1 rRNA gene is annotated in these 390 nt (G+C 52.8%); it reads left to right on the top strand.

The features are described from left to right. Positions 1 to 390, top strand: a 16S ribosomal RNA gene (locus Ga0466249_RS25995); the annotation flags it as partial.

The following is a 390-nucleotide window of genomic DNA, read 5'->3' as shown; positions in this document are numbered from 1 at the left end:
GCTCAACTCCGTGATGGGGTAGAAACTGTGTTTCTTGAGTGCAGGAGAGGAAAGTGGAATTCCCAGTGTAGCGGTGAAATGCGTAGAGATTGGGAGGAACACCAGTGGCGAAGGCGACTTTCTGGACTGTGTCTGACGCTGAGGCGCGAAAGCCAGGGGAGTGAACGGGATTAGATACCCCGGTAATCCTGGCTGTAAACGATGGGTACTAGGTGTAGGAGGTATCGACCCCTTCTGTGCCGGAGTTAACGCAATAAGTACCCCGCCTGGGGAGTACGATCGCAAGGTTGAAACTCAAAGGAATTGACGGGGGCCCGCACAAGCGGTGGAGTATGTGGTTTAATTCGACGCAACGCGAAGAACCTTACCAGGGCTTGACATTGATTGAAA

The organism is Pelorhabdus rhamnosifermentans (assembly GCF_018835585.1).
GTDB lineage: Bacteria > Bacillota > Negativicutes > UMGS1260 > UMGS1260 > Pelorhabdus > Pelorhabdus rhamnosifermentans.
Note: the sequence above shows the minus strand (reverse complement) of the source record. Positions and strands in the feature narration are given on the sequence as shown.